This window comes from Candidatus Pelagibacter sp. PS_37, assembly GCF_059417825.1.
Map to the genome: position 1 here is coordinate 612,702 of NZ_CM182067.1, position 21,767 is coordinate 634,468.

Genomic DNA, 21,767 nt, shown 5'->3' on the forward strand with positions numbered 1-21,767 from the left:
AAGATGAGTACAAAAAGACAAAACCCTGAGACTATAGCTATACATGGTGGTGATTATAGAAGTGATCCAACAACCAAAGCAGTAGCAGTTCCAATTTATAGAACAACATCGTATCAATTTGATAGTACTGAACATGCTGCGAATTTGTTTGCTCTTAAGGAATTTGGAAATATTTATACAAGAATAATGAATCCAACAAATGATGCTCTTGAAAAAAGAGTTGCTTCATTAGAAGGAGGATTAGCCTGTTTAACAGTAGCATCTGGACAAACCGCATCAACTTTTGCAATTTTAAACGTTGCACAAGCCGGAGATAATATAGTCAGCTCTACGGATTTATATGGAGGTACTATTTCGTTATTCACGCATACATTAAGTAAACTTGGTATTGAAGTTAGATATGCAGACCCTTCTGACCCAAAAAACTTTGAAAAAGCTGTTGATGATAAAACTAGAGCTTTTTATGGTGAGACTTTACCAAATCCTTATTTGAGAGTTTTTCCAATTAAAGAAGTTTCTGATATTGGTAAAAAATACAATATACCATTAATAATGGACAACACAGCTGCCCCTGTAATTTGCAAACCTTTAGAACATGGTGCTGCTGTAGTAGTTTATTCATTAACAAAATATATAGGTGGTCACGGTACAGTTGTAGGTGGAGCTTTAGTTGATGGAGGTAATTTTGATTGGACAGCTGATCCCAAAAGACAACCTTTATTTAACGAACCTGACGCGAGTTACGGTGGAGCTGTATGGGGAAAAGTGGTTCCAGAATTAACTGGGGCTAATGTTTCTTTTGCAGTAAGAGCGCGGGTTACATTACTAAGAGATCTTGGTTCTGCCCTATCACCTGACAATGCATTTGGAATTATTCAAGGGCTAGAAACAGTTGCTCTCAGAATGAAACAACACTGCTCAAATGCATCAAAAGTTGTTGACTATTTAAAGAAAAATAAAGAAGTAACAAGAGTAATCTATCCAACAGAACATGAAGGTAAAATTGCTGATCGTGCTAAAAAATACCTTAATGAAGGAAATGGTGGTTTAGTTGGTATTGAGCTCAAAGGTGGTATTGAAGCAGGTAAGAGATTTATCGAGTCTTTAAAAATGTTTTATCATGTTGCAAATATTGGAGATGCAAGAAGTTTAGCAATTCATCCTGCAACAACAACTCATAGTCAGTTAACAGAAAAAGAATTGTTAGCCTCAGGTGTAACTCCTGGATACGTAAGATTATGTATTGGTATTGAGCATATAGATGACATTATTGAGGATTTAGACCAAGCTTTAAATAAATCTTCAAAAGGAAATTTGAAAGCAGTTAGTTAGAGTTTTTATATAATATCAAAAAATAAGAACTCAAAACTAATATTGAACCTAGCTGGTGTAGTGAAGCGTATGTAATCTCTACACCAGAAATCAAAGTTATAATTCCTAAAAAAATTTGAATTAAGATAGCAACATCAAAAAATAATACATATTTAAAATCATATTGTTTTTTAAAATAGATAAAATTTAAAATGATTATAAAAAATAAAAGCAAATATGAAGTTGATCTATGCAAAAATTGAATAATTGATGGGTTGTTAAATAATTGAGTAGTAATTAAATCACCATAACTAACATCATTTGGAAAAAAACTACCATTCATATCAGGCCATGAATTATAGATAAGACCACCATCTAAACCTGATAAAAAAGCACCCAATACAATCTGTAAAACTATCAATTTAAGTATGAATAATAAAAATAAATTTGGAATTTTATTTTCAAATTTCTTAATTTTATGAATATCTAAAATATACCAAAAAATTAAACATAAAATAAATAAGGCCAAAGATAAATGAATGCTAAGTCTAAAGTGACTAACGTCATTATTTTCAATTAATCCACTAGATACCATATACCAACCGATGAATCCTTGAAGACATACAAGAAAAAAAATCCAATAATATTTACTAGAATAATGCAGAGTTTTTTTGAAATAGAACGTAAAGAAAAGCAAAGGCACTAAAGTAAACAAACCTACAAATCTTGCTAATAATCTATGAGCATACTCCCAATAAAAAATCACTTTAAATTCATCTAAGGACATGCCGTAGTTAATATTTTTATATTCAGGAATTTTTTTGTACTCTGAGAAATAAAAATTCCACTCATTAATATTCATAGGTGGGAGTATTCCAGTAAAGAGCTCCCAAGCTGTGATTGATAAACCAGAGTCTGTTAGTCTAGTAAGACCACCGACAGCTACCATAAGAACAATTAATGAAAATAAAGTTATTAACCACAATTTTAAATATTTTATATAGTTGTCGCTATTTACAAACATAAATTATACTTATAATAATTATCTTAATAACCAATTGAATAAATGTCGCCTACTAATAAAAAAAAACTAAATCAGATTAGAATTAAGCTTGATAAACTTGATAATGATTTACTTAAATTAATCAAAAAAAGATCTTCACTAGTCAATGAAGTGCTAAAAGTAAAAATACATAAAAAAGAAATAATTGATCAAAAAAGGATCAATTTTATACTTAAAAAAATTAAAAAAAAATCAATACAAACTAATATTGACCCAAAAATCACTAATAGAATTTGGAAAAATATGATTTGGTCTTTTATTGATTACGAAAAAAGAAATTTTAGAAAAAAATAATATTATTTACTGTGTGGAGGTAATTTTTTTTCCACAAACATTTCATGTTTTCTTGTAGAAGGGTTATATTTCTTTGCTGACAATTTAACTTTAGCTTTTTCACCACCTGCAGGTTTTTTAACATAATAAAAAAAAGGACTATCAGGTTTAGCCTCTGGTACTAATCTAACTTTAACGTGTGTTTTTTTTGCCATTTTATTTTAAACTTTTTATTTTTTTTATTAAATCGGAAATCTTCTTAAGTTTATTTTTTAAATTATAATCAGCATTTATAGAATTATTTGGTAATTCGTCAAGTTTTAATGATTTATCAGAATTAAGAACTTTTTTAACACCAATAATTGTCATTCCTTGATCTTTGAGTAGATATTTAACTTTTTTTAAAACCTCAATAGTATCATTATTATAATATCTTCTATTACCATTTAAAATTTTTGGCTTAATTTGCTTAAATTCCTTCTCCCAAAATCGAATAGTATGAGTATTCAAGGTTCCTTTTTTTTTGTTTACAAGACCAAGAATTTTAGCAACCTCACCTATTGACTTATAAGCATCACTATTTTTATGAATCATTCTTAGAATTTACCAAATCTTTAAATTCCTTAGAAGCTTTAAATAAAACAACATCTCTATTAGATATAGTTGTTTGTTCTTTTGTTTTGGGATTTCGTCCAATTCTACTTTTTTTTGCCCTTATAGAAAAAGTACCAAATTTAGAGAGCTTTAATTTTTTTTCTATTTTTAAATTGTCTACTATTGTAATTAGAAAATCATCAATTAAATTTTCAGATATATTTTTTGAAAAACCAATTTGCATATAAATTGAATTTATAAGATCTTTTTTTGTTAAGTTAGTTCTTTTCATTAACTTATGTTGTTTCTTATCTTTTCTATTAAATTTCCAGTGACAATTCTAGTACAAACACTTAATGAGTTTGAAAAACCTATATAATCTGTTCCACCATGGCTTTTAATAACAGGAGAATCTAAACCTATGAAAATTGCACCATTATAAAGTCTTGGATCTAATCTTTCTTTAAATTTTTTTAAATTTGAAATATTTAGTAAAGATGAAATTTTACCAACAATATTACCTGTCATGGCTTTCTTTAATTCACTGGTAATAAAATTTGCAGTACCTTCGGCTGTCTTCAAAGCAATATTCCCAGTAAATCCATCTGCAACGATAACATTTACATCGCCATTCATTAACTGATTACCTTCTATATAACCCTTAAACTCAAAGTCAGTGTTATTTCTTTGATTTAATTGTTGGTAAGTTTCTTTAATAGTCTCATTACCTTTAATTTCTTCAGACCCTATATTTAATAAAGCAACTTTAGCGGTATCATCAGGATATAACGATTTAAATAACGAAGATCCCATTATAGAAAAATCAATTAAATTTTTTGGACTACATTCGATATTAGCTCCCAAATCTAGCACAACACTCATATTCTTTTTATTTGGCCATAAAGCAGAAAGAGCTGGTTTATCAATATTTTCAATCATCTTTAGATTAAGTTTTGAAATAACCAGTAATGCTCCAGTGTTACCGGCAGAAATAACTATGTCAGATTTTTTTTCTTTAACACTTTGTACGGCTAACCACATACTAGTATTTTTTCCTCTTTTAGCTCCTTCTAAAGGACTATCAGTTCCTTTAACCAGATCTTTAGTATGAATTATTTCAAATGAAGATGTGGGTAATTGATTGATATAGTTTTGAATTTTTTCCTTATCACCAAAAATTTGATAAAAAGTATTAGCGTTACTTTTATAATGATGATTAATTCCATCAATAATTTTTTTTGGTGAATTATCTCCACCCATTGCATCAACTGCAATTTTTAATATTTTGCTCATTTAATTTTGGACTTTTATTCCTTAGGATCTAAAACTTGTCTACCTCTATACATGCCTGTTTTTAGATCTAAGTGATGAGGTAATCTGTATTCTCCAGATTTCTTGTCCTCAACAATATTGGTAGATTTGAACTTCATATTCTGAGCTCTTCTCATTCCAGTTCTTGACGGTGATTGTTTTCGTTTAGGTACAGCCATAATAAAATTAGTGCTTAACTACACCTTTTATATAAGAATTTAAAGTATTATTTTTTAAATTTAACCTATAATTTTCAAAATAATTAACCAAATACTCAATATTAGATGAATTATCTAAAAAATTTACCAAAATAGAGTTTCTAGATTCTATATCTAATTCATCCCAACTGTGAATTTTGTCGATCATTCCATAGAATAAGTTTAGGTAATCTTTCATTTTTTTATTAATTGATTGATCGCCATAACCAATTTCCCTGATGCTTAATTCAACTTGTCTGAAGGTAAAATCATAAATCTCTTGTAGTATTTTTTTATCATTATTTTCCTTATAAACTTTCAAAAAGAAAGCAAAATGAAGTAAAAAGAATATTAATCTATCAGAAAAAGTGTCTTGGTTTTTAAAATCTTTATACAAATCTTTATTTCTAGTTAATTGAACTAAATTGTTGTAAATATTTATATAGTTTTTATCCATGAGAAAATTATTTGTATTTATTATAATATCATTATTTATTTCAGCTTGTACTTTAAAAAAAGTTGAAAAACACCACGGTGTTCATTTTTTAAATAAAAAACAAGAAAAACTTACTGTTAATCAGTCAAATAAAAATGATATTTTAAAATTATTAGGTTCACCATCAACTAAAAGTACTTTTGACAATGATTTATGGATTTATATTGAAAGAAAAACAGATAATTCATCTCTTGCAAAATTTGGCAGTGAAAGAATTATTGTAAACAATGTTCTATTATTAGAAATCAACAGTATGGGTCTTCTAGAAACTAAAGAGTTTCTAGATCTCACTAATATGCAAGAATTGAAATTTGCAGAACAAACCACTGAAAATCAATACAAGAAAAACACATTTGTATACGACTTTCTATCCAGTATGAGACAGAAAATTAACGACCCCTTAGGTAAAAGAAAAAGAAATTAATCTTTTCTTAGCCAGCAATTACAGCTAACAATAATAAAGCTACAATATTAGTAATCTTAATCATTGGGTTTACAGCAGGACCAGCAGTATCTTTGTACGGGTCTCCAACAGTGTCACCAGTTACAGCAGCTTTGTGTGCTTCAGAACCTTTTCCACCGTGATTTCCGTCTTCAATATACTTTTTTGCATTATCCCAAGCACCACCACCCGCAGTCATTGAAACAGCTACAAATAAACCTGTAATAATTACACCTAACAACATTGCACCTACTGCAGCTAAAGCAGCAACTTGACCACCTATAGCTAGTATTACAAAGTATAAAACAATAGGAGAAAGAACTGGCAATAATGAAGGTATAATCATTTCTCTAATTGCAGCTAAAGTTAATAAATCTACTAATTTAGCATAATCAGGTTTTTGTTTACCCTTCATGATACCTGGATATTTTTTAAATTGTCTTCTTACTTCGACAACCACTGCACCACCTGCTCTACCAACGGCTTGCATACCCATTGATCCAAATAAATATGGAAGCATTCCACCAATTAATAAACCAACTACAACGTAAGGATTTGATAAATCAAAAGTTACAACAATTCCCTCAAGCTTTGAACCTGCTACACCTGAAAAGTGTTTGATATCCTCAACATAAGCTGCAAATAATACTAGAGCACCTAAACCTGCTGAACCTATAGCATAACCTTTAGTAACAGCTTTAGTCGTATTACCTACTGCATCTAATGCATCAGTAGTTTTTCTAACACTATTTGGTAATTTAGCCATTTCAGCAATACCGCCAGCATTATCTGTTACAGGACCATAAGCATCAAGAGCAACAACCATACCTGCTAATGCAAGCATTGTAGTTACTGAAATAGCGATACCATAAAGACCAGCGATTGAATTTGTTGCTAATATACCGGCAACAATAATTAAAGCTGGTACAGCAGTGGCTTCCATAGAAACAGCTAAGCCTTGGATAACGTTTGTTCCATGACCAGTTGTAGAAGATTTAGCAATACTTCTTACTGGTCTGTATTCAGTACCAGTGTAGTATTCAGTAATCCAAATTAATAGTCCAGTAATAACTAAACCAATTATTCCACAGTAATACAAACTCATACCAGTAAAACTTTTACCATTAACAGTATATTCGCTTGCAAATCCGATTACATAATCAGTAACAGGGTATAAAATTATTAATGAAGAAACAGCAGAAACTACAAATCCTTTATATAAAGCGTTCATAACATTTTTACTTTTTCCAAGTTTAACAAAGAAAGTTCCTAAGATTGATGTTAAAATACAAGCCCCACCAATAGTTAGAGGATAGATCATCATATTTATATCACCATAGAAAAATATCGAAGAAAGAACCATTGTTGCAACAATTGTTACAGCATAAGTTTCAAATAAATCTGCTGCCATACCAGCACAATCACCAACGTTATCTCCAACATTGTCAGCAATTACAGCTGGATTTCTAGGATCGTCTTCTGGAATACCCGCTTCAACTTTACCAACTAAGTCAGCACCAACATCAGCACCTTTTGTAAAAATTCCACCACCTAATCTTGCAAAAATTGATATTAAAGAAGCACCAAAACCTAATGCTACTAATGCATTAATAACTTCTCTGTCATCAATGCCTGCTTTTAATAAAAAATAGTAATAAACTGCGATTGCAAGTAAAGCTAATCCAGCAACTAACATTCCAGTTACAGCACCTGATTTAAATGCAACTGCAAGACCACTTGCTAAACCTTTTCTTGATGCTTCAGCAGTTCTAACGTTAGCTTGAACAGAAACTAACATTCCAACATAACCAGCTATACCTGATAATGTAGCACCAATAAAATAACCTAAACCAACTAATGGACTGAACACAAAGAAAATAATGACTAAAACAACAACTCCAACCACGGCAATTGTTTTATATTGTCTTGCTAAATAAGCCTTAGCACCAATTTGAATTGCTGATGCTATTTCTTGCATCTTGGCATTTCCTGCACTTGAGTTAAGGATATTCATTCCTGTAAAAAAACCATAAACGATTGAAAGAGATCCAGCTGCTATGGTAAATAATAATATTGTTTCTATTAGTGAGTTCATTTTGCCTTTGGTTGTTTGGTTGTTAAATTTTATTCTTTAAAGTCCGGACAATACAAAAAAAGCAATAAAAGGCAATATTTAACTTTTTAAAACTTATGAAAATAACCTTTATTTTTAAGGGTAATTTGCCGATTTTCAACATCTACAATGGATGATTTTTTAACATGGCTTTGAATTGTGCCAATTTTAGTTAGCTTAACTCTGCAATTAGTAGCTATTTTTCTTATGATTCTCATCTTATTTTTAGAAGCTGTAAATAAGACCTGATAATCATCACCATTAGAAATGTAATTAATCTTAGATAGTTTTTTAAGAGCAAGTATCTTCTTTAGGTTACTTGAAATTGGAATATCTTTTAAAAAAATTTTATAAGATAATTTCTGATTATTAATCATTTTATCAAGGTCCGCTATAAGTCCATCAGATATATCAATTGAGGTATTGGCAAACTTTTTAATTTGATCAATTAATTTTAATTGAATATTTGGCATAAAATATTGATTAGTAAAATATTTTTTTAATCTTGAATTAAGCTTAATTTTATTTTTTAAAACTAATAGCCCTAAATAGCTGTCTCCTATATTTCCAGAGACATATACATCATCATAAAGTTTAGCTTTGTTTCTATAGATAATATTGTCAGCAAAACCTATTGAAGTAATTGTAAAACTTAACTTGTTAGAAAAAACTGTATCTCCACCACTTAAAAATATTTTATATTTATTTTGTTCTTGATTAAGTGATTTGCTGATTTTTGATAAATTTAATTTAGAAAAACTTTTTTTATTACCAGAACCAGAAATAAAATAATATTTTGGTTTAATACCTTTGCATATTAAATCTGAAATTGATGATCTAATTATTTTTTTAATGACAAGATCAGGTCTTTTAAAGTCTATGAAATGATTGCCTTCTGTATAAGTATCAACAGATACTGCTAATTTATTTTTTTTATCAAAAAAAACATCATCATTCAAATTTAAGGCACTTGGTGATTTTTTAGAAAGTTTTTGAAAATAATTTTTTATTAATTCAAATTCATGCATTAGTGGTTCTTATTTTTTTAGCTATTTTGTCTAATATTGCATTTAAATATTTAGTTTGACCATCTTCTAAAAAAAAGTTTGATGCATCAAGATATTCTTTAATAATTATTTTAGAAGAAACTTTAGGTTTGTATAAAAACTCAAATATAGCAGATTTTACTATCACTTGAAAAACCTGGTCTAAATTAGTTAACTCTAAGTCCTCACTTAGATATTTTTTAACCTCTTCTTTAATAACTTCATCTCTTTCAATAGTACCTAAAACAACATCCTTAATGAATTTTTTAAATCTATGTTTGGGAAAAGTTAAGTCTGTGTCATCATTAAAAAAATTTCCATATAATTTTTGGATAATAATTACCCTCGGACTTTGATTGGGATTATATGGAGTTCTCATTGTTATTGAGAAAGAACAGATATTACAGCTTGAGCTGCTTCTCTACCCTTTTTCTTCCTAGCTATAGCTTGACGCATATTAAGACAGGTAATAATTCCATTACCAATGGGTTTTTTGCTATCTACAGAAAGTTTCATTATTGCATCAGTTGAAGAATGAGAAATAAAATCAAAATGAGGTGTTTGGCCTTTAATAACACAACCAAGAGCTAAAAAAGCATCGTATTTCTTAATATTCTTTGAAATCGTAACTGGTATTTCAAAAACACCAGGAACATTAATAATTTTTATTAAACTAGATTTAGGTAATATGCTCTTTGCACTACTTAGTAAACCCTTTGATATATCTTTATAATAATCAGCAATAACTATTAGATATTTTCTTTTCATTAAATAATTTCCTGTTTAGTAATCTTTATATCATAACCTTCCAAACCAATAACTTTTTTAAGAGACTTAGTAATTAATATCATATTTTTAATCTTTAAATCTTTAATTATTTGAGCACCAATACCATAATTTCTTATAAGCTTATCATTTCCTTTTTTATAGAAATTTTTGTTTTTATAATCCTTAAGTGTTTGTGTAACAGATTTTAAATTTGTATCTTTTATAAAAACTAAAACACAGTTATTAAATTTCTTAAAATAATTTAAAGTTTTATCAAATGAATTTGGTAATTGTTGATTGATTAAATAATTTTGAACTACGTTAGAAGAAATTACTCTAACTCTTGGTATTATCCCTTTTTTAATATTTCCTTTAATCAAAGCAAAATGCTCAGATCCATCTAAAAGGTTTTCATAAATTCGAATTTTATATTTTTGATTTTTTACTTTAATATCTGATTGTTTTTTAAGTTTAATTAATTTTTCTTTTTTTAAACGATAAGCAATAAGATCTTCAATTTTACCTATCTTTAAATTATGTTTGTTTGCAAAATCAAATAAATCTTGGCCTTTGGCCATTGTCCCATCTTCATTCATTATTTCACAAATAACTGCAGAGTTATTTTTTTTAGCAAGTTTTGAAATATCAACAGAGGCTTCTGTGTGACCAGCTCTTACTAAAACGCCGCCGTCTTTCGCAATAATTGGAAAAACATGTCCAGGTGAAACTATGTCTTTCTTATTTGCATTTTTTTTTGAAGCAATTTTAATTGTCTTTGCTCTATCTTTTGCTGAGATACCTGTTGTTATTCCTTTTTTTGCTTCAATAGAAATTGTAAATGCAGTTTTATTCCTTGATTGATTGATTGGTGACATCAAAGATAAATTTAATCGCTTTGCTTGTACACTATCTAGCGCCAAACAAATTAATCCACGACCATATTTTGCCATAAAATTTATATTTTTAGCGCTTGAGTCAGTGGTTGATATTATTAAGTCTCCTTCGTTTTCTCTTTTCTCATCATCAACTAAGATGAACATACCACCTTTCTTTGCGATATTTATTATACTTTCAATGGATGCATAATTATTTTTTTTCATTAAAATAATTTCTAACGTATTTAGATAAGATATCTATCTCTATATTAACTAGACTGCCTTTTTTTAACGAAGATAAATTAGTTAGCTTAAAGGTGTGTGGAATAACCCAAACTTGAAAACCTTTTTTGGTTACTTTGGAAATTGTTAAAGAAATTCCATTTATACATATAGAGGCTTTATCAATTAAATTTGCTCGTTCTTTTTTAGGAATTTCAAAATTAAATAAATATGATTTATCAATTTTTTTAATACTCTGTATTTTGCCTACCGCATCGATGTGGCCTTGGCAAATATGTCCTGATATTTTTTGGCCAAATTTTAAAGGAAGTTCAAGATTAATTTTATCATTTATTTTTAAGAATTTAAATTTTGATCTTTGTATAGTTTCATCAGAAAGATAAAATTCCATTATCTGATTTTTAATATCGATTAATGTTAAGCAAACACCATCACAAGCAACTGATACACCCAAATCTTTACGAGTTAATTTTAAATTAGCTTTTACAAAAATATTAATACCTTTTGATCTTTTTTCAAATTTAGTAATTAAACCTTGATTAAAAATTATTCCATTAAACATAATATTATTTGTAAAGCGTGATTACGTCTTTGCCTAATTTTTTATTAATTTTCAATTTATTTTTATAATTTTTCTTTAATTCTTTAAGAAAACCAAACTCTTTATGATTAACTAACTTTGATAAACTTTTACTACATTTGTATAAATAAAATTCATTAAATAATTTTTTTTTAATAATGTGTTTAGAAAGATCATTTCCCCCTTCAACTAATAAATTCCTACAGCCAAGGACATAGAGTTTCATTAAAATTGATTTAATATCAAAGCTATTTTTATTTAATTTACTTTTGATTAAAGTTATACCTTTTTTTTTTAACATTAATTTCACCTCAGCATTGGCGTTATAATAAAAAATTATAGTATTGTCTTTATTTGCTGTTTTAAAAATATATGAATTCTTTTTAATTTCTAAGTTTCTATCTAAAATTATTCTTTTAGGAGAAAATTTACTCAAACCTTCTAGTCTGCAATTGAGTTTTGGGTCATCTTTATTTAACGTTTTGGAGGAAATCATTAACGAGTCATTTTTATATCTAAGAAAATGTGTAAATTTATCAGTATGAATATCTGAAATTCTTTTAGTATCTTTGCTATATATCAAATTATTTTTAGAAATTGCAATTTTACCAGTAACATAAGGAAGGTTTTTTTTTCTATTAAAAAAATAAGGTGCGTAAAATTTATTAATTTGTTTTTTGAGTAAATCTTTTTTTACTAAAATATTTTTTGACTTAAGAATTTTTAAAGTTTTACCTTTAACTTTTTTATCAATATCTTCAACTCCATAGACAACTTCTTTAATTTTATTTTTAATTATAATATTTGTGCATGGGGGTGTTTTTCCATAATGACTACATGGTTCAAGGGTCACATACATTTTTGAGCCTTCTATATTTTCATGTGAATTTTTAATGGCATTAAATTCTGCATGAGGCGTACCTTTAAAACCTGTTTGACCAATTGAAAGTATTTTATTATTTTTGACAATCACACAGCCTACAGAAGGATTAATTCCAGTTAGTCCATGACGAGCTTTTGCCAAATTCAAGGCAAGCTCCATAAAAATTTTATCTTTAATTGAAAATTTATCTTTTTTTGTAGACATCTAATTTGTCAACGAATTGCACAAAGTCTTTTTCTTCTCTAAAATTTCTATAAACAGATGCAAATCTAACGTATGCAACAGGATCAAGATCTTTCAAACCTTCCATAACCATTGTGCCAATTGTATTTGATGAAATTTCACTTTGACCAAGTTCTTCTAAAGCTCTTGAAGTTCGACTAATAAATTTTTCTGCAGTTTCGGTATCAATAGGTCTTTTCTTTAATGCTATATAAATTGATTTAGAAAGTTTATCTCTATCAAACGATGATTTTCTTCCATTCTTTTTGACGACCATTATTTCTCTAAATTGTACTCTTTCGAAAGTTGTGAATCTAGCTCCACACACACAAAGTCTTCTTCTTCTTATGGCAGTTCCATCTTCTGTAGGTCTAGAATCTACTACTGATGTTTCACCTTTTTTACAAATTGAACAAATCATTATTTCAAATTTTTATATATTGGAAAGTTAGATGTAAGATCTATAACTTCATTTCTAACCTCTTCTTCAATTTTACCGTTGTCCTCAGGGTTTTCAGACAAACCTTTTACAACTTTAGTAATTAATTCACCTACTTTCTCAAACTCTTTTAAACCAAAGCCTCTAGTTGTTGCAGCTTGAGTTCCAAGTCTTATCCCAGAAGTAATCATTGGCTTTTCAGAGTCAAAAGGTATTCCATTTTTGTTACAGGTAATATTAGCATTAGAAAGGCTTTCAGCAGCGGCATTACCCTTAACATTGAAAGGTCTTAGATCAACTAACATTAAATGAGTATCCGTTCCACCAGAATAAATTTTAAAACCATTATTCTTAAGTGTCTCAGATAAAATTTTGGCATTTGCCAAAACTGATTTGATATAATCTTTAAAATCTGGCCTTAAAGCTTCCAAAAACCCAGCAGCCTTTCCAGCGATGACATGCATCAACGGTCCACCTTGATAACCAGGAAATACTGCAGTATTAAATTTTTTTGCTAGGTCTTCATGATTAGTTAAAATAATTCCACCTCTAGCACTTCTGAAAACTTTATGAGTTGTTGAAGTAACTACGTGTGCGTGTTCACATGGGTTAGGATAACCTTTACCAGCAACTAAACCTGAAAAATGAGCCATATCCACCATCAAATATGCCCCTACTTTATCAGCAATCTCTCTAAATCTTTTAAAGTCAATTACTCTAGAATAAGCGCTACCACCACAAATTATGAGTTTTGGTTTATGTTCTAATGCAAGTTTTTCAACATTATCATAATCAATAAGTTCAGACTCTTTATCAACGTCATACCCTATGGGATTAAACCATTTACCTGACATTGATATTTTTAACCCATGAGTAATATGTCCACCAGAATTTAAACTCATTCCCATAAATGTATCACCAGGATTTAATAGCGCTAAAAATACAGCACCATTTGCTTGAGCCCCAGAATGTGGTTGGGCATTTGCAAATTTACAATCAAAAATTTTCTTTAATCTCTCTATGGCTAAATTTTCAGCAACATCAACATGCTCACATCCATTATAGTATCTTTTTCCAGGATATCCTTCTGCATATTTATTTGTTAATACAGAGCCTTGAGCCTCTAAAACAGCTTGAGAAACTATATTTTCAGAAGCAATTAATTCTATATGTTGTTGTTGTCTTTTTAGCTCATCACTTATGGCTTTATGTAATTCTGGATCAGTTACAGATAAGCTGTCTTCAAAAAAGCTTTTATAATTTTCATTTAAATAGTTTTTTTCACTAGACATAATTAAATCTTTTTAATTCTTTTTGCGTGTCTTCCACCTTCAAACTTTGTATTTAAAAAAACGCTTACACAATTTATAGCAGTTTTTTTAGTAAGAAGTCTTGAACCTAATGTAATGATATTTGCATTGTTATGCAATCTTGATAATTTAGTTGATTTCAAATTAAAACACTGAGCGGCGCGTATATTTTTATGTCTATTTGCAGCAATATTCATTCCCATCCCAGAGCCACATACGAGTATGCCTGCATGATTATTGTTTGTTTTAACTTTTTTAGCAACTTTATGAGCATAGTCTGGATAGTCAACACTTTCACTATTGAATGGACCTAAGTCTGTATAGTTAATTTTCTTTTTATCTAAATGAAGTTTAATTAATTCTTTTAATTTATAGCCAGCGTGATCAGAGGATAAAAATATTTTTTTCAATTTAATTAAACTTATAATCTAAAACACAGGCTACCAAGTGAACTCTGTTTTCTTCACCACCATTAAAGGCATTATGGTATTTTACATTATTAGTTACCCACACTGAGCCATCAGCAGGCATATGTTTTGCAATATTATCAATAACCATTAAGCAACCAGGGTTTGTAATTATAGGTATATGTAACCTTGGCTCTGGATCTCTATGCCAACTCAATGTTGATCTTGGCTCCTTAAGTAAAATTCTAACTCTACCTAATTTGTATTTTGAAGAAAGTGCATCAAATACTTCCTTGAAATAAGTGTTTTCATAGTCTGGTATAAATTCAGAGTATGCAGCCTCATCTATTGAAACATCTCTAGTAACTTCTTTTCCTGATTTGTCTGGTTTTGTCCAGTAAGAGCCTCTAGCCTTACTTCCTTTAATAGAATCTGGATCTCCAGGAATTTGTGTTAAACAAATAGCCCCAAAGTGAGCAATACCACCGCCATCATCAAATTTTCTTGTTTGAACAATTTGGTTATAAGCTTCTTGGAGTTTATTAATATCAAATTTAATATCTTGTTTTTGAAAATCACTAAAATCTAAAACTTTTTGATCTTTTTTTAGATCTAAGTCAATTATGTTTTTGTTGTCTAAGCTCATGCAGTTGTTTTCTACCTTTTTTAATATATATTTGTATAATACATTTGTCGCATTTTAAAAGCAGATTTAAACATGATTACAGGAAATTACCCAAATTTAAGACTTAGACGTAGTCGTAAAAATGATTGGTCTAGAAGATTAGTTCAAGAAAATAGCCTGTCATCTAGCGATTTTATATTACCTATATTTTTGATTGATGGAAAAAATATAAAACAATCCATTAAAACAATGCCTGATGTTTATAGATACACAATAGATAAACTTGGAATTATTGTTGATAGAGCAATCAAAAGCAAAATACCTATGGTTGCATTGTTCCCTTATACAAATAAAACAAAAAAAAATGAAATTGGAAGTGAGGCATTGAATGAAGACAATCTTGTTTGTAAGGCCATTCGATATATTAAAAAAAGATATAAAAATGAAATTGGTATTATGTGTGATGTAGCTTTAGATCCTTATACCTCACATGGTCATGATGGTTTAATAAAATCAGGCTACGTGTTAAATGATGAAACTATTGAAGTATTAATAAATCAATCATTGTTACAAGCAGAAATTGGCTGTGATATTCTGGCTCCCTCAGACATGATGGATGGAAGAATAGGTAAAATAAGAAAAGCTTTAGATAAGGAGGGTCATGAAATGGTTCAACTACTTTCTTATGCAGTAAAATATGCTTCAAGTTTTTATGGTCCATTCAGAGATGCAGTTGGTTCTAAAGGTTTGTTAAAGGGTGATAAGAAAAATTATCAAATGGACTTTAGAAATAGCAATGAGGCAATAAGAGAAGTGGCGTTAGATATTAAAGAAGGAGCTGATATGGTTATGGTTAAACCCGGTATGCCCTATCTTGATATAATTAAAACAGTTAAAGATAATTTTAAAATTCCTGTTCTTGCTTACCAAGTATCAGGTGAATACTCACTATTAAGTAATAGTATCAAAAAAGGTCTAATAGATAAAAACTCAGTGTTAGAGAGCTTGATTGCTTTTAAAAGAGCCGGAGCAAACGCTATAGTAAGCTATTACGCAGATAGAATTGAAGATTTAATAAAATAACTATTTTAAAAGATTAATAAAATGAGTTCTAGAAGTAGGAAGATTTAAATTATTTGGTTTTAGAATACTTTTTTCAAGGTAATCACTAACAAGCTTGAGACCTTTAAGTAAATTTTTTAAATTAACATCCATATTATTTTCATCTATTAAAAAATTTGGAATACTTTTTTTTTCAGTTGAGGATTTAACGTAATAATTGACTTCACTATCAACAATTTCTTTTTCAGCCATAGTTTTTAATTCCAAATCATATCCCAATAATTTTAAAAGTTCTAACTCCCAGAAAATATATTTTTGAATCCAATTTTCAGAGTTTAATATTTCAAAAAATTTATCAATTAATTTAAAAATTTCTTTATTAGATTGTGCTTCAGCAGTAAGAAGTTTTATAAGGTGCATTGCCGATGTAATGCATGATAGTTTCTGATTTTGATCGAAATAGAGCGGTGTTAAGGCTTTTAAAATCTCTATTTTGAAATAACCAATTCTAGTAACACTTTTAGAATTATAGTTTACATAAATCTTATTACCAATTTGCAAGTAGTTTTTGATTTTCTTTGAAGTTCCACCAAAAATTATCCCTGAGATTTTTCCATGGTTTTCTGTAAAGACCTCAGCGATTATTGAATTTTCACTATATCTATTTTTAGAAACTAAATAAGCGCTATCGTCCCAATTCATTTTTTAAAAATATCCTGTAAACATAAAGAAGCAGCATTCTGCTCTGCATCTTTTTTAGAAGTTCCTTCTGCTGTAAAAAATTTAGTATTTTTTAATTTAACGGCAACTTTAAAAAGAGGTTTATGTCGGGGCCCTGTATTTGAGATTAGTTTATAAATAGGCAAAACTTTGAAAATTTTAAGTGAGTATTCTTGTAGTTTTGTCTTAGCATCAATTTGAGTTATAACACTTGCTGTAATATGTTCGCTCCATAAATTAAGAATAAATCTTTCAGTAAAATTTAAACCTTTATCAAGATAGATCGCTCCGATTAAGGCCTCTAAACAATCCGCTACAATTTTATCTTCAATTTCAATTTTTTTATTCTTGGGGTTTAAAACTAAAATATATTTCTCTAGTTCTATTTTTTTTGCAATTTCTAAACATTTTTTTTTATTTACCAATGAAGCAAATTTTTTATCTAACACCCCTTCTTTTTCATCAGGATAAAGTTCTAGTAATTTTTTTGCAATAATAAGACCTAAAACTCTATCCCCTAAGAATTCAATCTTTTCATTGTTGTTTATTGAGTCAAAACTTTTATGGGTTAAACTCTTAATAAAAATTTTTTGATCAGAAAACTTTAACTTTAATTTTTTTTCTAATTTTATGGGGTTAGTTTTCATTAAATAATTTTCTTAAAAAACCTGTCGAGTCTAATTGTCTTATGCCATTTCCAAAAAGAAAAAATATTTCCAATTCTAAAATCGGATGAAAAAAAAATAAATTGAGCTTTACCGACTAAATTATCTTCATGTACATATCCAACACTAGTCAAATATCTACTATCTTTAGAACAGTCTCTATTATCTCCTAAAAAAAAGTAGTGTTGAGGCGGAACTATAAAGTTATCTGAACTTTGAAAACTATAACTTTTTAAATATACACTATTATGTGTTTTGCCGTTTGGAAGCTTTTCTTCAAATGTATTAACATCTATTGTTTGATTTCCACAATAAATTTTATCCTTTTGAGAAATTCTAGATTTTAATATTTGATTATTATTTACGAATAAATCGCCGTTAATAAATTGAACATTGTCACCTGGGAGACCAATTAATCTTTTAATATAATCAGTTCTGTTATCAGCTGGTGTTTTAAAAACAATAATATCTCCAACCTTAGGTTTATTATAAAATAGTCTTCCATTTATTATTGGTGGACTAAAAGGAAAAGAATGCTTGCTATAACCATAAGAATATTTCGTAACAAACAATCTATCACCAATTAATAACGTTGGTTCCATTGATGATGAAGGAATATAAAAAGGCTGAATAAAAAGAGATCTAATAACAATAGCTATAACTAAAGCATAAAAAATTGTTTTAATATTATCGATTATAATTTTTTTTGATATCATTTTTTTTGTAAAATCACGTAGGCTACAGAATATTTTTTTTCATCTGAAATTGACAGAAAGAAATTAAAGGATGATATTTTAAATCTCTTTTTAACAATTTTTTTTATTTTGTCTGTGACCACAAATGAGGGTTTACCTAACTTATCGTTAATTACAGTTATATCCTTAAAATTCAAATTCTCTCTAAAACCAGTTCCAATTGCTTTAGAAAATGCTTCTTTGGCAGCAAATCTTTTAGAATAAAAAGATTTTTTATTAGTTATTTTTTTTGCTAACAATATTTCTGAGCTAGAAAAAACTCTTTTAATAAAATTAACATTTTTTAAAGATTTATGTATTCTAATATTTTCTACTATATCAACACCAATACCTAGAATTTTCATATTTATTTATTGGTTATTTCTTTAAATATTGTAATGGTTTTTTTTAAACCATGAGTAAGTGACTCACCAATTATAAAATGACCAATATTAAATTCCGTAATTTCTTTAATTTTACTTAGTATAGAGGTAGTTTTGTAGTCAAGACCATGACCTGCATGAACCTCGATACCAAGTTTAACGCCCAGTTCTGAACATTTTTTTATTTTTAAATATTCATTTTTATAACTTTTATTTTCTTTTATTAAATTTGAAATTTTTCCTGTATGTAGCTCAACACAAGTAGCATTTAATTCTTTTGCAATTTTTATATCTTTTAAGTTTGGGTCAATAAATAGACTTGTTCTAATACTCTTCTTATTAAATAATGATATTATAGATTTAATTTTTTTCTTATTTTTAATTAAATTTAATCCACCTTCTGTTGTCACCTCTTTTCTTTTTTCAGGAACTATACAAATGAAATTAGGTCTATTCTTTAATGCTATATCAATTATTTCTTTGTTGAGTGAAATTTCTAAATTGGTAATTATTTTTCTACTTTTACAAATTTTGACAACATCAGAATCTTTTATATGTCTTCTGTCTTCTCTTAAATGAATGGTAACTGAATGTGCTCCACATTTAATTACGTGTTTGGCAATAGTAAATGGGTCAGGATGAAAAGATCCTCTTGCATTTCTAACTGTAGCAACATGATCAATATTAACTCCTAGTCTTTTCATTTAATAAATCTACTTCCTGGTACTGTAATTGGAGTATTTTTAAGACTTTCAGGTAATTTATTAGTCTTAAATGTTGGAACATCTATCTTCATATGAGAGATAATATTTTTTTTTATTTTTAATGAATTTTTGGTTGATCTGTCAATAATTGAAGCAAAACCAATAAGTTTTGCACCAGGTTTTGTTATTAATTTAACACACTCTAAACTCGATTTACCAGTTGTTATAACGTCTTCGATTATTAAAACTTTTGATCCTTTTTTTATATGAAAACCTCGTCTTAAAGCAAATTTGCCATTAACTCTTTCACAAAAAATTGTTTCTTTTTTTAAAATTTTACCAATTTCATAACCAATAATAACTCCACCCATTGCCGGAGCTAAAATCAAATCTATAGATTTAAATTTTTTTTTAATTTTTTTTGCTAATGAATTACAAATATCTTTTGCCAAATGTGGAAAACTTAAAAGTTTGGCACATTGAATATATTTAGGTGAATGCAAACCTGATGATAGAACAAAATGACCTTCTAAAAGAGCATTAGTTTTTTTTAAAATATTTAAAGATTTTTTGTGTGAAAGCATTTCTTTTTTCCTCATGTCTAATGATTTTAAATTTAATATCTTTTTGTTTTAGCTCACTAATAAAATTTGTAAAGTTTTTCAAGTCTCTAATAATAAGGTTAAATCTGAAGTTAATATAATCTTTAGTTTTTTCTTTCATCTCTACACTGGATATATTCAGTTTATGAGAGCCTAATGATGTGGTTATTTCACCAAGTTTACCAGGTTGATCTGGGAGAGAAATCCAAAGTGTTGTATTGTATTTTTTTATTCTTTCCTCTTTTTGTTCACCTTTAGAATGCCAGTATCTTCTAATAGCAGCTCTTGCTTTTCCAGTTTTTGTAATTGGTATCCAATGCAATGATGGTGATTTATTTTTAGAGGTTATGATTTCAACTACGTCACCGTTATAAAGTATGTTTTGTAATTCACTGTCATTACCGTTAATTTTACAAGATATTGCATGATCGCCAACTTTTGTATGAACAGCATATGCAAAATCTATTGGTGTTGCATCTTTTGGCAATTTGATAACTAAGCCTTTTGGTGTAAAGCAAAAAACATTTTCTTGAAACATTTGTAGTTTTGTATACTCAAAAAAATGTTCAGGGTTTTCATTTTTACCAATAATTTCCACAAGGTCGGCTAACCAGTCATATTCTTTCCATGTTAATGAATCAAATTTTTCAGATGATTTATATTTCCAATGGGATGCAATACCTCTTTCTGCAAATTCATGCATTGGCATAGTTCTTATTTGAATTTCAATAGGTCTTCTATTTGGACCTATCACAGCTGTGTGCAATGACTGATAATTGTTTATTTTTGGTGATGATATATAATCTTTAAATTTTCCTGGTATACAATTCCAGTGTTGATGAAAAATTCCTAATGCTTTATAGCAATCTTCTCCACTATTAAGAATAACTCTAAATCCAATTATGTCTGTAATTTGCTCTAATGATGTTCTTTTTTTTTGAACTTTTCTCCATATAGAAAATGGAGTTTTTTCTCTTCCAAAAATTTCAGCATTAATCTTATGTTCGTTTAAAAGCTCACTTAATTGTAAAGAAATAGAATTAAAACTATTTACTTTGTCTTCTTTAATTTCGTCTAATCTTTTTTTAATAAGTTCACGTGCTTCATTATTCAAAACTTTAAATGATAAGTCTTCAAGTTCATCTCTAATTCTATGCATGCCCATTCTATCTGCTAAAGGAGCATAAATTTCCATTGTCTCTCTCGCTATACGTTCTTTTTTTTCAACTTTAGATATAGCATCAATAGTTCTCATATTATGTAAACGATCTGCCAGCTTTACAAGTAATACTCTTATGTCTTTTGATGTAGCTAAGATTAATTTTCTAAAGTTTTCTGCTTTAGATGATGATGTTGCTTGGTTTTCAAAAACAGAAATTTTGGTTACACCATCTACAAGATTAGCAATCTCTTCTCCAAATTCATCTTTAATATTTTCATAAGTTGCGTGAGTATCCTCAATCGTATCATGTAAAAGCCCTGTAACAATAGTAGCACTGTCTAACTCTAGCTCACTAAGTATTGAAGCAACAGCTATAGGGTGATTTGAATAAGGATCACCTGAATCACGTTTTTGGTTTTCATGAGCTTTAACAGCATAATTATATGCTTTACTTAATTTTTCTGGATTTAAAAATTTATTATAAGTTTTAACTTTATTTATTAACTCTTCTGAATTAATCATTTTTAACTATAACAT

The 21,767-nt window shown here is 28.4% G+C and carries 29 protein-coding genes; 4 read left to right on the plus strand and 25 right to left on the minus strand.

Features of this window, described 5'->3' with window-relative positions; translation table 11 throughout:
- Nucleotides 1–3: 3 nt before the first annotated feature.
- Nucleotides 4–1,332 (plus strand): O-acetylhomoserine aminocarboxypropyltransferase/cysteine synthase family protein, encoded by a 1,329-nt coding sequence (locus AC5SL9_RS03195; protein WP_271564673.1) that lies wholly within the window; start codon nucleotides 4–6, stop codon nucleotides 1,330–1,332.
- On the opposite strand, the gene AC5SL9_RS03200 is transcribed toward AC5SL9_RS03195, so the two are convergent.
- Entirely contained in the window at nucleotides 1,325–2,335 is a 1,011-nt protein-coding gene (locus AC5SL9_RS03200) for a COX15/CtaA family protein (protein ID WP_494574371.1), read from the minus strand. The two genes, AC5SL9_RS03195 and AC5SL9_RS03200, sit on opposite strands and share 8 nt — an antisense overlap.
- A 42-nt stretch (nucleotides 2,336–2,377) precedes the next feature.
- Here AC5SL9_RS03200 and AC5SL9_RS03205 point away from each other — a divergent pair, with 42 nt between their 5' ends.
- Nucleotides 2,378–2,668: a chorismate mutase gene (locus AC5SL9_RS03205; protein WP_006996893.1), complete on the plus strand. Its 291-nt coding sequence runs from the start codon at nucleotides 2,378–2,380 to the stop codon at nucleotides 2,666–2,668.
- Between the two features lie 2 nt (nucleotides 2,669–2,670).
- Here the strand turns inward: AC5SL9_RS03205 and AC5SL9_RS03210 are convergent, their stop codons facing one another.
- From AC5SL9_RS03210 to AC5SL9_RS03235, 6 genes are read right to left on the minus strand one after another with little or no spacing between them, the layout of a single operon-like run.
- Entirely contained in the window at nucleotides 2,671–2,862 is a 192-nt protein-coding gene (locus AC5SL9_RS03210) for a 50S ribosomal protein L33 (RefSeq protein WP_006996892.1), read from the minus strand.
- Between the two features lies 1 nt (nucleotide 2,863).
- On the minus strand, nucleotides 2,864–3,241 hold the full coding sequence (locus AC5SL9_RS03215; RefSeq protein ID WP_271563510.1) for a MerR family transcriptional regulator: 378 nt from the start codon (nucleotides 3,239–3,241) through the stop codon (nucleotides 2,864–2,866).
- The gene (locus tag AC5SL9_RS03220) at nucleotides 3,231–3,533 is read right to left on the minus strand and encodes an HU family DNA-binding protein (protein WP_018414148.1); all 303 of its coding nucleotides are present in this window, start codon (nucleotides 3,531–3,533) and stop codon (nucleotides 3,231–3,233) included. The genes AC5SL9_RS03215 and AC5SL9_RS03220 overlap by 11 nt, the downstream gene beginning before the upstream one ends.
- Entirely contained in the window at nucleotides 3,533–4,534 is a 1,002-nt protein-coding gene (gene plsX, locus AC5SL9_RS03225; protein WP_494574372.1) for a phosphate acyltransferase PlsX, read from the minus strand. Before plsX ends, AC5SL9_RS03220 begins: the two co-directional genes overlap by 1 nt.
- Before the next feature lie 14 nt (nucleotides 4,535–4,548).
- Nucleotides 4,549–4,731 (minus strand): 50S ribosomal protein L32, encoded by a 183-nt coding sequence (gene rpmF / locus AC5SL9_RS03230; protein ID WP_011282128.1) that lies wholly within the window; start codon nucleotides 4,729–4,731, stop codon nucleotides 4,549–4,551.
- Between the two features lie 7 nt (nucleotides 4,732–4,738).
- The gene (locus AC5SL9_RS03235; protein WP_006996887.1) at nucleotides 4,739–5,206 is read right to left on the minus strand and encodes a ubiquinol-cytochrome C chaperone family protein; all 468 of its coding nucleotides are present in this window, start codon (nucleotides 5,204–5,206) and stop codon (nucleotides 4,739–4,741) included.
- On the opposite strand from AC5SL9_RS03235, the gene bamE reads away from it, so the two are divergent.
- Nucleotides 5,205–5,669 carry an outer membrane protein assembly factor BamE domain-containing protein gene (gene bamE, locus AC5SL9_RS03240; protein WP_011282129.1) on the plus strand — a complete coding sequence of 155 codons (465 nt, stop codon included), beginning with the start codon at nucleotides 5,205–5,207 and terminating at the stop codon, nucleotides 5,667–5,669. The two genes, AC5SL9_RS03235 and bamE, sit on opposite strands and share 2 nt — an antisense overlap.
- Nucleotides 5,670–5,676: 7 nt before the next feature.
- On the opposite strand, the gene AC5SL9_RS03245 is transcribed toward bamE, so the two are convergent.
- From AC5SL9_RS03245 to AC5SL9_RS03295, 11 genes are all read right to left on the minus strand, one after another.
- Nucleotides 5,677–7,782, minus strand: a complete 2,106-nt coding sequence (locus AC5SL9_RS03245) for a sodium-translocating pyrophosphatase (protein WP_018414149.1) — start codon at nucleotides 7,780–7,782, stop codon at nucleotides 5,677–5,679.
- An 86-nt stretch (nucleotides 7,783–7,868) separates the two neighbouring features.
- On the minus strand, nucleotides 7,869–8,828 hold the full coding sequence (gene thiL / locus AC5SL9_RS03250; RefSeq protein ID WP_494574373.1) for a thiamine-phosphate kinase: 960 nt from the start codon (nucleotides 8,826–8,828) through the stop codon (nucleotides 7,869–7,871).
- Nucleotides 8,821–9,225: a transcription antitermination factor NusB gene (locus AC5SL9_RS03255; protein WP_011282132.1), complete on the minus strand. Its 405-nt coding sequence runs from the start codon at nucleotides 9,223–9,225 to the stop codon at nucleotides 8,821–8,823. The genes thiL and AC5SL9_RS03255 overlap by 8 nt, the downstream gene beginning before the upstream one ends.
- Before the next feature lie 2 nt (nucleotides 9,226–9,227).
- Nucleotides 9,228–9,614: a 6,7-dimethyl-8-ribityllumazine synthase gene (gene ribH, locus AC5SL9_RS03260; RefSeq protein ID WP_006996882.1), complete on the minus strand. Its 387-nt coding sequence runs from the start codon at nucleotides 9,612–9,614 to the stop codon at nucleotides 9,228–9,230.
- Nucleotides 9,614–10,714, minus strand: coding sequence for a 3,4-dihydroxy-2-butanone-4-phosphate synthase (ribB, locus tag AC5SL9_RS03265; protein WP_006996881.1), 1,101 nt, complete (start codon nucleotides 10,712–10,714; stop codon nucleotides 9,614–9,616). The genes ribH and ribB overlap by 1 nt, the downstream gene beginning before the upstream one ends.
- A complete protein-coding gene (locus AC5SL9_RS03270; RefSeq protein WP_006996880.1) occupies nucleotides 10,701–11,294 on the minus strand; it encodes a riboflavin synthase in 594 nt (197 codons plus the stop codon). The genes ribB and AC5SL9_RS03270 overlap by 14 nt, the downstream gene beginning before the upstream one ends.
- A 4-nt stretch (nucleotides 11,295–11,298) precedes the next feature.
- The gene (gene ribD / locus AC5SL9_RS03275) at nucleotides 11,299–12,399 is read right to left on the minus strand and encodes a bifunctional diaminohydroxyphosphoribosylaminopyrimidine deaminase/5-amino-6-(5-phosphoribosylamino)uracil reductase RibD (RefSeq protein ID WP_494574374.1); all 1,101 of its coding nucleotides are present in this window, start codon (nucleotides 12,397–12,399) and stop codon (nucleotides 11,299–11,301) included.
- Nucleotides 12,380–12,838 (minus strand): transcriptional regulator NrdR, encoded by a 459-nt coding sequence (gene nrdR / locus AC5SL9_RS03280; RefSeq protein WP_006996878.1) that lies wholly within the window; start codon nucleotides 12,836–12,838, stop codon nucleotides 12,380–12,382. The genes ribD and nrdR overlap by 20 nt, the downstream gene beginning before the upstream one ends.
- Entirely contained in the window at nucleotides 12,838–14,148 is a 1,311-nt protein-coding gene (gene glyA / locus AC5SL9_RS03285) for a serine hydroxymethyltransferase (RefSeq protein WP_018414154.1), read from the minus strand. Before glyA ends, nrdR begins: the two co-directional genes overlap by 1 nt.
- Before the next feature lie 2 nt (nucleotides 14,149–14,150).
- Nucleotides 14,151–14,576: a ribose 5-phosphate isomerase B gene (rpiB, locus tag AC5SL9_RS03290; protein ID WP_006996876.1), complete on the minus strand. Its 426-nt coding sequence runs from the start codon at nucleotides 14,574–14,576 to the stop codon at nucleotides 14,151–14,153.
- Nucleotide 14,577: 1 nt separating this feature from the next.
- Nucleotides 14,578–15,219, minus strand: a complete 642-nt coding sequence (locus AC5SL9_RS03295; RefSeq protein ID WP_494574375.1) for an aspartyl/asparaginyl beta-hydroxylase domain-containing protein — start codon at nucleotides 15,217–15,219, stop codon at nucleotides 14,578–14,580.
- Nucleotides 15,220–15,291: 72 nt separating this feature from the next.
- Here AC5SL9_RS03295 and hemB point away from each other — a divergent pair, with 72 nt between their 5' ends.
- On the plus strand, nucleotides 15,292–16,281 hold the full coding sequence (gene hemB, locus AC5SL9_RS03300) for a porphobilinogen synthase (protein WP_006996874.1): 990 nt from the start codon (nucleotides 15,292–15,294) through the stop codon (nucleotides 16,279–16,281).
- Here the strand turns inward: hemB and recO are convergent, their stop codons facing one another.
- Genes recO through AC5SL9_RS03335 form a run of 7 tightly spaced genes read right to left on the minus strand, consistent with a single transcriptional unit; the run spans nucleotide 16,282 to nucleotide 21,752 of the window.
- Complete coding sequence (gene recO, locus AC5SL9_RS03305) at nucleotides 16,282–16,962, minus strand: DNA repair protein RecO (RefSeq protein ID WP_006996873.1); 681 nt, start codon at nucleotides 16,960–16,962, stop codon at nucleotides 16,282–16,284. It abuts the gene before it with no gap.
- Complete coding sequence (rnc, locus tag AC5SL9_RS03310; protein ID WP_006996872.1) at nucleotides 16,959–17,627, minus strand: ribonuclease III; 669 nt, start codon at nucleotides 17,625–17,627, stop codon at nucleotides 16,959–16,961. Before rnc ends, recO begins: the two co-directional genes overlap by 4 nt.
- Nucleotides 17,627–18,361 carry a signal peptidase I gene (lepB, locus tag AC5SL9_RS03315; protein WP_006996871.1) on the minus strand — a complete coding sequence of 245 codons (735 nt, stop codon included), beginning with the start codon at nucleotides 18,359–18,361 and terminating at the stop codon, nucleotides 17,627–17,629. The genes rnc and lepB overlap by 1 nt, the downstream gene beginning before the upstream one ends.
- A complete protein-coding gene (gene acpS / locus AC5SL9_RS03320; protein WP_006996870.1) occupies nucleotides 18,358–18,744 on the minus strand; it encodes a holo-ACP synthase in 387 nt (128 codons plus the stop codon). Before acpS ends, lepB begins: the two co-directional genes overlap by 4 nt.
- Nucleotides 18,745–18,746: 2 nt before the next feature.
- Nucleotides 18,747–19,466 carry a pyridoxine 5'-phosphate synthase gene (locus tag AC5SL9_RS03325; RefSeq protein WP_006996869.1) on the minus strand — a complete coding sequence of 240 codons (720 nt, stop codon included), beginning with the start codon at nucleotides 19,464–19,466 and terminating at the stop codon, nucleotides 18,747–18,749.
- Nucleotides 19,463–20,050, minus strand: a complete 588-nt coding sequence (gene pyrE / locus AC5SL9_RS03330; RefSeq protein ID WP_011282137.1) for an orotate phosphoribosyltransferase — start codon at nucleotides 20,048–20,050, stop codon at nucleotides 19,463–19,465. The genes AC5SL9_RS03325 and pyrE overlap by 4 nt, the downstream gene beginning before the upstream one ends.
- Nucleotides 20,007–21,752 (minus strand): bifunctional (p)ppGpp synthetase/guanosine-3',5'-bis(diphosphate) 3'-pyrophosphohydrolase, encoded by a 1,746-nt coding sequence (locus tag AC5SL9_RS03335; protein ID WP_006996867.1) that lies wholly within the window; start codon nucleotides 21,750–21,752, stop codon nucleotides 20,007–20,009. Before AC5SL9_RS03335 ends, pyrE begins: the two co-directional genes overlap by 44 nt.
- Nucleotides 21,753–21,767 lie beyond the last annotated feature (15 nt).